The organism is uncultured Murdochiella sp. (genome assembly GCF_902488755.1).
Taxonomy (GTDB): domain Bacteria; phylum Bacillota; class Clostridia; order Tissierellales; family Peptoniphilaceae; genus Murdochiella.
Map to the genome: position 1 here is coordinate 1 of NZ_CABTXF010000045.1, position 9,372 is coordinate 9,372.

Annotated in this window: 10 protein-coding genes and 2 tRNA genes; 8 read left to right on the plus strand and 4 right to left on the minus strand. The window is 44.8% G+C overall.

Annotated features, from left to right (window positions below):
* Nucleotides 1–169 precede the first annotated feature (169 nt).
* From RDL68_RS05240 to RDL68_RS05250, 4 genes are all read left to right on the plus strand, one after another.
* Nucleotides 170–1,192, plus strand: coding sequence for an Ig-like domain-containing protein (locus RDL68_RS05240; protein WP_308540630.1), 1,023 nt, complete (start codon nucleotides 170–172; stop codon nucleotides 1,190–1,192).
* Between the two features lie 310 nt (nucleotides 1,193–1,502).
* Nucleotides 1,503–1,667 (plus strand): hypothetical protein, encoded by a 165-nt coding sequence (locus tag RDL68_RS05245; RefSeq protein WP_308540631.1) that lies wholly within the window; start codon nucleotides 1,503–1,505, stop codon nucleotides 1,665–1,667.
* Nucleotides 1,633–1,785, plus strand: coding sequence for a type II toxin-antitoxin system RelE/ParE family toxin (locus RDL68_RS06300; RefSeq protein WP_374042594.1), 153 nt, complete (start codon nucleotides 1,633–1,635; stop codon nucleotides 1,783–1,785). The genes RDL68_RS05245 and RDL68_RS06300 overlap by 35 nt, the downstream gene beginning before the upstream one ends.
* Before the next feature lie 16 nt (nucleotides 1,786–1,801).
* Nucleotides 1,802–2,098 (plus strand): HigA family addiction module antitoxin, encoded by a 297-nt coding sequence (locus RDL68_RS05250; protein WP_308540632.1) that lies wholly within the window; start codon nucleotides 1,802–1,804, stop codon nucleotides 2,096–2,098.
* Between the two features lie 316 nt (nucleotides 2,099–2,414).
* On the opposite strand, the gene RDL68_RS05255 is transcribed toward RDL68_RS05250, so the two are convergent.
* The 3 genes from RDL68_RS05255 to aroA all read right to left on the minus strand — a co-directional run bounded on the left by RDL68_RS05255 (nucleotide 2,415) and on the right by aroA (nucleotide 6,802).
* Complete coding sequence (locus tag RDL68_RS05255; protein ID WP_308540633.1) at nucleotides 2,415–4,316, minus strand: TRAP transporter fused permease subunit; 1,902 nt, start codon at nucleotides 4,314–4,316, stop codon at nucleotides 2,415–2,417.
* Between the two features lie 64 nt (nucleotides 4,317–4,380).
* The gene (locus tag RDL68_RS05260; RefSeq protein WP_308540634.1) at nucleotides 4,381–5,430 is read right to left on the minus strand and encodes a TAXI family TRAP transporter solute-binding subunit; all 1,050 of its coding nucleotides are present in this window, start codon (nucleotides 5,428–5,430) and stop codon (nucleotides 4,381–4,383) included.
* A gap of 61 nt (nucleotides 5,431–5,491) precedes the next feature.
* Nucleotides 5,492–6,802, minus strand: coding sequence for a 3-phosphoshikimate 1-carboxyvinyltransferase (gene aroA / locus RDL68_RS05265; RefSeq protein WP_308540635.1), 1,311 nt, complete (start codon nucleotides 6,800–6,802; stop codon nucleotides 5,492–5,494).
* 130 nt (nucleotides 6,803–6,932) lie between these two features.
* Here aroA and RDL68_RS05270 point away from each other — a divergent pair, with 130 nt between their 5' ends.
* Nucleotides 6,933–7,826 (plus strand): LysR family transcriptional regulator, encoded by an 894-nt coding sequence (locus RDL68_RS05270; RefSeq protein WP_308540636.1) that lies wholly within the window; start codon nucleotides 6,933–6,935, stop codon nucleotides 7,824–7,826.
* 117 nt (nucleotides 7,827–7,943) lie between these two features.
* Here the strand turns inward: RDL68_RS05270 and RDL68_RS05275 are convergent, their stop codons facing one another.
* Nucleotides 7,944–8,594: a 4Fe-4S binding protein gene (locus RDL68_RS05275; RefSeq protein WP_308540637.1), complete on the minus strand. Its 651-nt coding sequence runs from the start codon at nucleotides 8,592–8,594 to the stop codon at nucleotides 7,944–7,946.
* A 45-nt stretch (nucleotides 8,595–8,639) separates the two neighbouring features.
* Between RDL68_RS05275 and RDL68_RS05280 the strand changes: the two genes are divergently transcribed.
* The 3 genes from RDL68_RS05280 to RDL68_RS05290 all read left to right on the plus strand — a co-directional run bounded on the left by RDL68_RS05280 (nucleotide 8,640) and on the right by RDL68_RS05290 (nucleotide 9,372).
* Nucleotides 8,640–9,125, plus strand: a complete 486-nt coding sequence (locus RDL68_RS05280) for a zinc ribbon domain-containing protein (RefSeq protein WP_308540638.1) — start codon at nucleotides 8,640–8,642, stop codon at nucleotides 9,123–9,125.
* A 103-nt stretch (nucleotides 9,126–9,228) separates the two neighbouring features.
* Nucleotides 9,229–9,300, plus strand: a tRNA-Glu gene (locus tag RDL68_RS05285).
* 14 nt (nucleotides 9,301–9,314) lie between these two features.
* Nucleotides 9,315–9,372, plus strand: a tRNA-Val gene (locus RDL68_RS05290).

Sequence of the window (9,372 nt, forward strand, 5' to 3'; positions counted from 1 at the left end):
ACGTTTGGAAAAGAAGAGTGGGAATAGAAGTAAAGACGATCGCAAGCCAATATTAATGACCATTTTGTAAGAGGGGACTTTTATAGTAGCCACGCATAATGAAGTGAAACCAAAACAAGAATACATCGAAATCGTCTAAGTTAAAAAAGAGATAAAGGGGATAAGGGCGATGAAAGTATGCCAATTCTGTGGCGCAGAAAGTGAAAACTCAGCGAACGTTTGCGCATCATGTGGAGCCAATAAATTTCAATACAAGTGTGAGAATTGTGGAACCATATTTGAAGGGAAGCGTTGCCCGAATTGCGGGGTAAAAGCCGGTGCGGTCATAGATCATGCTGTAACAGAATCGGTAAAGAAGAAAAAGATTTGGCCGTGGGTTTTAGGATGGCTGCTTATTTTTCCCTTGCCCCTCACGATTCTGATGGTCGGAAAAAAGAATATAGACAAGAAGACCAAAATGGGAGTTATTGTTGCAGCTTGGGTTCTTTATTTTGCTCTTGCTGCCTTTGGAAAATCATCCGATCGCGCGGATACTTCCAAGAGTTCGATGATCTCTAAGAGCGATTCTATGAAATCGGACTCCATCCATGTGGTTGTCTCAGAACCCATCAAAGTGAAAGCGGTAAAACTAACTGCCTCAAAAAGCGAACTAGCTATAGGCGAAACGTTACAGATTAACGCTTCCATTTCTCCGACGGATGCAGAAGATCAGGAATTAACTTGGACGTCGAGCGACAACCATGTTGCTACTGTTGACGAAGAGGGCAATGTTATTGCCGTGAGCGGTGGAGAATGCACCATTACAGCCACCGCTGTTGGTGGGATTTCGTCCTCAATGGAAATGTGCATCGATGGAACGAAAGAAGTGATGAATTTGCACGTTCAAGAAAAACAAAAAAACGACGTGAACATCGGCAATGAGTGGAGATTGAAGTTTCAACTTAATGGTGAATCGGTAACAAACAACCCTACGTTGACAGTGGGAGATAGTCTTTCCTTATACGCTCAAATGATAGAAGAGGATGATAAGCCAGATGTAGGAGAGGCTTCTTTGAACCACGTGGTAACAGAAGAGGACATCGTGAACGGTTTTGAAGAAAAGATGGATGTGTATGTAACAGAAAATGGTGGAAAAAACCGAGGAAAGAGCGCATATTTTGTGGTGATATTCTCTTTTTCACCAGTCAAATAACACACAAAAGGAGTCCTCATAGGTCTCTTTACCCAACCACAAGATCAAGTGATCGAAAAAAAGATCTATCTTTATTTTCTGGTCGGCGCAAACCAAAGTTTTGCGGTAAAGAAGGACAGCTGCTCAAAGGAATTGTTGGCACGGCTTCAAGAGATTCATATAGCGCGAGGAACAGAAAAGGGATAAGGTTCACGCACACAAGTGGGAAAGCAAAAGAGATAGAGATGTTTCATACACATTATTATCAATACTATAGATCTTCCATAATCAATGTATTGCAACATGCACGGAAAACGGGTACAATCAAAGCATGATTAAGGATTTTTCAGACAGGGAAACGGAAAAAATATATCGCCAAGAGTTTTCGAAAAAACTACCGCGGGAAATTCAGCGTGTAGCACTGCGCAAGTTGATAATGCTTGATGAGGCGCAGGTGCTTAATGACCTGCGCGTCCCCCCCGGCAAATCGTCTTGAGGTATTACAAGGAGATCGAAAAGGTCAGTTCAGCATCCGAATCAACAACCGGTATCGTATATGTTTCATTTGGACAGGAAAAGATGCGACACATGTTGAGATTGTTGATTATCATTGAGAAAAGAGGCGCTTAGATGAGAGACTATATTGAAACGCCAAAGATGAGCGAGATTTTGTGGGAAGAATTTATGGCTCCGCTGGAGCTATCGGCTTATAGATTGGCAAAGGACATTAACGTTCCCGTGTCCCGCATTCAGGATATACTTCACGACAGACGCAAAGTGTCCGCGGATACGTCTGTGCGCCTTGGGAAGTATTTCGGTGTATCGCCCAGGTACTTTCTAAATCTTCAGGGGGATATTGATGTGCGTAATATTGAGCACATCATGAAGGAAGAACTGGAACAAATAAAAACGACGCATTACGCATGATGTTTCCAATAGCATGGTTCTATAAAGCACGACATATAAAAGTGTTGAAGATTCAACACAGACCTATCTTCATACTTGGTCGGTGAAAATCAAAGTTTTGCAAAAAAAAAGACCGACTACTTTACTGCACTCCTGACACGTTAACAAAGTATTTCAGAGACGCTCTGAAAGCAAAAGAAAAACCTGCGCAGTACACAGATAAAAGTGTATTACGCAGGTTTTTTAATGGTGAACGTAGGACATGGGGGATACACGGAATGAAACAGACGTTTGAACGTCAAAATTGTATATAGAGAAAGAAGACGGTTTTTATCTTTTATGCAGTGATGCGCTTCTTTCTTGTGATGAGGAGATAGCTCATAATAGAAATTCCCATTACGAAGCCGATAATATCATAGATTGTTCCGCTGACAAACATGAGAATAGCGCTGATTGCAATAAGGAGTCGTATTATTGGATTTAATTTCCCTTTAAACCAGCCAATTACAGCAATGGAAGTGAGAATTACGCCGAATGTTGCCAGTATTACAATATAAAGAGTGTCCATCGTCGATGTCTCGACAATGAGTAAGGCTGGGTTAAAAACATAAACAAAGGGGATAATGAAGCCGGGCATTCCCAGCAGAAATGCTTGCCAACCGGTTTTGCTCGCACTGGCATCCGCTAAGCCGGCAGCCGCATAGGCAGCAACTGCAACCGGCGGTGTGATGAACGACATGATAGCAAAGTAGAATACGAATAGATTGGCGGCTAATGTGGATATGCCGGCAGCAACCAATGTGGGAACGCCAACCGTAGCGGCGATAATATAAGCTGCAGTACTGGGCAATCCCATCCCCATGACGATGCAGGCCAGCATTACCAATAGAAGCATGAGAATCACATTGCCACCGGACAGTTGAAATACAATGCTGGTAAATTTGATCCCAATACCGGTCATAGAGACAATGCCGATGACAATTCCGGCACAAGCACAGGCGATTGTTACCGAAACAGTGGTCTTAGAGGCTTTGACAAGCGCTTCGAACACCTCTCGGAAAGGAAGACGCCGATGGGTGAACCATTCTTTCCCAAAACCGAGGATGAGCAGTACGCCGATGCTGAACAGAGCGGAATAGTTGGCGGAAAGATTAAAACCGAGCAAAGCTATAATCAGAGTGACACGCGGCAAGCCGTAATACCAACCCTCTTTGAGGATTTGTTTTACTTGTGGCAAGTTTTCTTGGTGCTCCGCCTCCAATCCACGTTTATCCGCTTCCAGATACACGGACGTACCAAGGCTTAAATAATAGAGAATGCCGGGTACAATAGCCGCAATAATAATGGTGGAATAGGGAATGCCGGTTAAATCGGCCATAACAAAAGCGGCGGCTCCCATTACGGGAGGAAGAATTTGTCCTCCGGTAGAAGCAACCGCTTCTACAGCGCCCGCAAATTCCGGTCGGTATCCTACTTTTTTCATTAAAGGAATGGTAAAGGTTCCGGTTGTAACAACATTAGCTACGGCGCTGCCGTTGATGGAACCCATCAGTGCGCTAGAGACTACCGCTGCCTCAGCAGGACCACCTTTCATGCGGCCGGTAAGCGCATAGGCAATATCAATAAAGAACTGACCGGCGCCGAATTTATCTAATAATTCGCCAAATATGATGTATAGCGCAACAAATGAAACACAGGCGCTAATGCAGGTTCCAAAAATGGACTCGCTTGTCCAAGAAATATAATTTGTAATATAGGGAATCGTGTAGCCTCGGTGGGAAATGATATCGGGCATGTAGGGGCCGGCAATGGCGTATAGTAGAAAAATAGCACTAAGAGCGGAGAGAGCCCAACCCACTGTTCGCCAAGCCAAATACATAACGCCAATGATTAAGAGGACACCAAAGAGGATCTCTACATCCGAAGTGCCTTGAATACTACGTTTTAACATCACATCAAGGTTTGTGCGCAGAAGAAAATAAGATCCGGAGACTACTGCTAATAGAGAGCAGAGACCATATATTGTGGCGGAATATTTCTTTTCTGTTTTCGCAGAGGCGGAGCATTTCATTAGGAAGAAAATAAGAATCATTACAAAAACATGAAACACTCGTTGCTGAATAATACTGATGGAGGTGTTCCAAGCGATAAAAATATGAAAGATTGCCGCTAAAAGACAGACAAGAGAAAGGATCGTGTCCAGTATTTTGTTGCTTTTTGAACTTCGTTTCTTGTTCATTTTTTACCTCAGTTCATATAAGAAGGGCCGAGAATGCTTCTCTCACGGCCCTTCCGGTTACATTTCAGCCTTTCAATCCTTCCGGTATTGTTACTCCTTTTTCTTCTAAATAACGAATAACACCGGGATGCAAGGGAATATCGATGTTTTTTAGAATAGAATCCCATACAGCTTGCTTCTCAACGCTCTTTGCGCTGGAAGCCCACTCATCGCGATTTTCCCAAATCGCTTTGGTGATCTCATAAACATCGTCATCCGTCAGACCGCTGTTAAGCGAGGTACACATAATGACACTATTTTGCGGAATGGTTACATCCTCATCATTATTTGGATATGTTCCGGCAGGAATGGTGCACCGTGCATAGGCGGGATAAGTTTTGTAAAACGCATCATTGTCGACAGGCAGAAGTATCGCGTCACAGGAGGTGGTAAGTTCCGTAAGCGCAGCCGAGTTCAAAGGATGCGTGGCGATCATAGCGTCAATCTTATGATCTTTCAAAGCGGTTGCGCCATCGGACTCACCCATAAATTGCGCCTTGATACTATTGTAATCCAGTCCATAGATGCCTAGAAGCAAACGACCGGCCATTTCACCGCCGCTACCTGCGGCGCCCATGCTGACAGTTTTTCCTTTCAGATCCGCAATGGATTTTATTCCACTGTCTTTAAGAGTGAAAACTTGAAGATAATTGTTGATTGTCGAGAACATGGCACGAATATCGGTATAAGCACTATTCTCATAGTCGCTCACGCCGTGATAGGCATAGGAGCAAATTTCACTCATGGAAATCCCCATGGCCATTTTGCCTTCATGAAGGTTGCGCAAGTTTTCAATGGAAGCGGCGGTGGATTCCCCAGTTGCTGAGATGCCATCAACGTGCTTGGTGATCGTTTCTGCCATCGCCACACCCATAGGATACAAAGCGCCGGCTGTACCGGCAGTTCCAATGGTGATGCGCAGTTCTCCTGTTCGCTTTGGTGTAGAGCTTTCTGCAGTAGAGCCGCTTTGTACGCCGGAGGTGCTATCCGCAGGTGCAGGAGCCTGACCTTTACCACAGGCGGTTAAGCTGCAGATGATAGCGAACGCAAGCAAAATTCCGACAAACTTTTTCATGTTATCCCTCCTTTAAATGACTTCTATTCTTTTACAACGAATGAAGATTTCCTAATTCCTATTATTTTTTAGCTAAGCGCAAAATATTGGCGCCAATGCCTTTCATCTCTTCATAGAATCGTGGAAACGATACGCCAACATGCGAGACGGAATCGATAAAGCTTTGACCTTCCGCACCGAGAGCAGCACAGGAAGTTGCCATGACGATACGATGATCCTGATGACCGTCGATAGTAGCACCGTGAAGAGGAGAGTGGTAAATGGTGATACTGTCTTCTTCTTCATCTATTCTCGCTCCCATTTTGCGTAATTCGCCGGCGATCGTTTTGGTGCGATCCGTTTCTTTCATTCGGCTGGCAGCGACATTATAAAGTTTCATTTTGCCCTGTGCGTAGCAACCGAGAACTGCCAAAGCGGGCACCGCATCCGGGGTATCGCCACAATCAATCTCGATACCGTGTAAAGTATGTCCACCTTCTATAATGACACCGTCTTTGCCATCGTTAAGGACTTCTACATGACCGCCCATTTGGTTAATCCAATCCACGAAATGGCGTTCACCCATAAAATCATGGATGTCCATGCCGTGCAATTTGATGCGGCATTTTTCCTTCATGATGGAAGCTGCTACCATGGGATAACTGGCGGAACACCAGTCACAGGCAGTGCGTTTGCTGAAAGGGCGGTATTGTTGATTGCCGGGAATAACGAATTTTTCATAGGCATGATTTTCAAGATGGACTCCGGCTGCTTCCATCCAGTCCATGGTCAAATTTGCATAAGGGCGCTCGCCGAGAACCGTATCATAAACGATGGTTGTGGTATCCTTAAGTGCTGGACAGCAGACCATAAGCCCGATGCCCCATTGAACATTTTTACCGTTCAGATGGACCGTATGTCCACCTTCAATAGGTCCTTCAATGATAAGAGGGGCTAATTCATTGTCTCGCGTGGAAATCGCTTTTCCACCCATTTCACGAAGGGCATTAAGGAGTGGGGCAATGGGGCGATAGGCAATCTGATAATCACCGGTGACCACGCTCTTTCCGTTAAGCATGGCGGCGAGTGTTGTTAAAAAATAGTAGCCTGTACCGGAATTTCCGACATCCAATATACTTGATGGAATACGCAGTCCTTCAAGACCGGGACTGGTAATCGCCCAATCGTCATCATTCGAAGTATCCACCGTAGCACCCAGACGACGGCAACACTCCGCAATATCATAGTTGTCGAGACTCAGCATCGGATTTAAGATGTGACTGGTTCCCTTGGCAAGTGTTCCCAAAATTAGACCGCGAGCAGTCTGACTTTTGGATCCGGGAATATGCACCTCACCATTTAGGCGTGAGGTGGGTTTTATCATGTAATACATAAAACAACCACTCCTTCTTCGTAAATTGTTCGGCCGAAGGTTGTATTCAATATAACAAATGGATTGAAACACGTGAAATAACGATTTATAATATACTTATAAGTGACGCTTATAAGAAAGGAGTTGGTTTATGGAGCTGTTCCACCTTCGATATGTAGTTAAATTAGCGGAGACTGCGAACTACTCCAAGGCTGCGAGCCAGCTTTATATTACACAACCGGCATTGTCACAACAGATCCGCGCGATAGAGAATGAGATAGGTGTCAAGCTTTTTGAACGCACCACGAGAAAAGTGGCACTGACCGAGGTCGGAAAAGAGTTTGTATTACATGCACAATCCGTGTTACGAGAAATGGACGAATTGGGAAGGAGCATAGCGCTTCGACGTCGTGAAATGCGAAGTGGTATATCTGTAGGACTCCTTAGCACGCTGTCTCATCTTAATATTCCTGAATATATCATGGGCTTTCACCAGCATTATCCAAATATTCAAATCGATATTCAAATTGGTTGGAGCTCAGAACTGATAACGCGTGTAAAAACACAGGAATTGGATGCGGCGGTTACCAATGTTTATTTTTCACCGAACAAGGAACCGGATCCGCAATTAACAATTATTCCTTATTTTGAGGATACTATCGTTGTCGTTGCTGCTCGTCGTTCCAGTATCGGCGACAGGGAGTATTTGGATATGCAGGATATTTCTGCTCTACCGGTTATAGGTCTTGATACGAAGACGAGCATCCGTATGCAAATGAATGATATTTTTCTTAATATGCACCAATCGCCGAAGATCGTCTGTACATGTCCGGATATTGACAGTTTAATAGGAATGGTACGAGCTAATATAGGAATTACGTTTTTATCTTCCGGCGTGGCTCAATCGTACCTGCATAAAGATTTAGTCAGCCTTCCCCTTCATCCTATACAAAAAACACAAACAGCCATGGTCACGTATAAAAGAACTACGCCATCCTACGCATTGCGCCTGTTTGAAGACTATTTTAATGGTATAGTTCATTAAGCGTTCCTAAATAGTTGTTATTGTACAGTACTTTAGAAAGTAATCGTTTCAAGTATCGTAAACATTAAACATGTTGAGACCCCATACAATATGTTAAACACATCCAACATCACACTCCTACCCCAAAATACGCCCATCCCTCGAAATCGTAACGACCTGCCACGGAAGACATTTACCGCTGGCTCTAAGCGCATTCTCCGCTGTTCGCTGAAGACCGCCACAGCAAGGCACTTCCATCCGCACTATGGTTACACTTTGGATGGCGTTGTGGGACAAAATGGCAGTCAGTTTTTCTGTGTAGTCCACAGCATCCAACTTGGGGCAGCCAATCAGCGTGATTCGACCACGCATAAAGTCCTCGTGAAGATTGGCATAGGCATAGGCGGTGCAATCTGCAGCAAGGAGAAGATTAGCGCCTTCAAAGAACGCGGCTTTTTCCGGAAGAAGCTTGATTTGGCATGGCCATTGCCGTAAACAAGACGCAGAGTGGGAGGGAGTGCGGTCGGTTTTCCTCTGTGAAATGGTCTTTCGTTCTTGTTGAAGGGCTTTGACGGCCGCTTCGTCATACGCCGGAGCTTCCCGTTCCTCAAAATGAATAGCCCCTGTGGGGCAGGTGGGCAGACAGTCACCGAAACCGTCACAAAAACTTTCTCTTGTTAACTTTGCTTTGCCGTTGATGATGTCGATAGCGCCTTCATGGCAGGCATGAGCACAAAGCCCACAGCCGTTACACTTTTCTTCTTCAATGGTAATGATTTTGCGAATCAAGATTTTATCCTCCTCCGGTTATTCATTCGTTGGATAGATTATAATATGAAGAGAACGTTCAAACAAAATGGAGAGGAAGGGGAAGTGATGAAGATTTGTCAATTCTGTGGCGCGGAGAATCCGGATTCCGTTGCGGTTTGTTCATCGTGTGGCGCAAATGCCTTCAAACATAAATGCGAAAATTGCGGCACGGTATTTGCGGAAGGCAATTTTTGTCCGCATTGTGGCGTAAAAGTGGGTTCTAAGGCGAAGATATGCCCCCGTTGTGGCGCAGAATACTATTCTGCTGCTTGTCCGGACTGTGGATACATTCCTCATAGCGGCCGTGTCATGACCGTTGAAACGTATGCCGTTTCGCAGCCGGTAAAGAAGAGAAGAACATGGTTATGGGTATTAGGGTGGATATTTATTTTTCCTGTTCCGGTAACAATATTGGTGCGTAGAAATACAAAATGGAATCAAGCGATGAAAACGGCACTCATTGCGGCTTCCTGGATTCTGTATTTTTATCTTGTCTATTCGCAAGAGTAGGAGCATAGCCCTAAAGGGCAAAGCAGAATGGAAAGCAAAAAAGGAAGAAAAAATTTTGACAAGGACAATTTGCCTTGCTATACTGTTTGAGTAACTTTTACGCGGCCCTATGGTCAAGCGGTTAAGACATCGCCCTTTCACGGCGGTATCCCCGGTTCGAATCCGGGTAGGGTCAATTGATGGGCGCTTAGCTCAGTTGGGAGAGCATCTGCCTTACAAGCAGGGGGTCACAGGTTCGAGCCCTGTA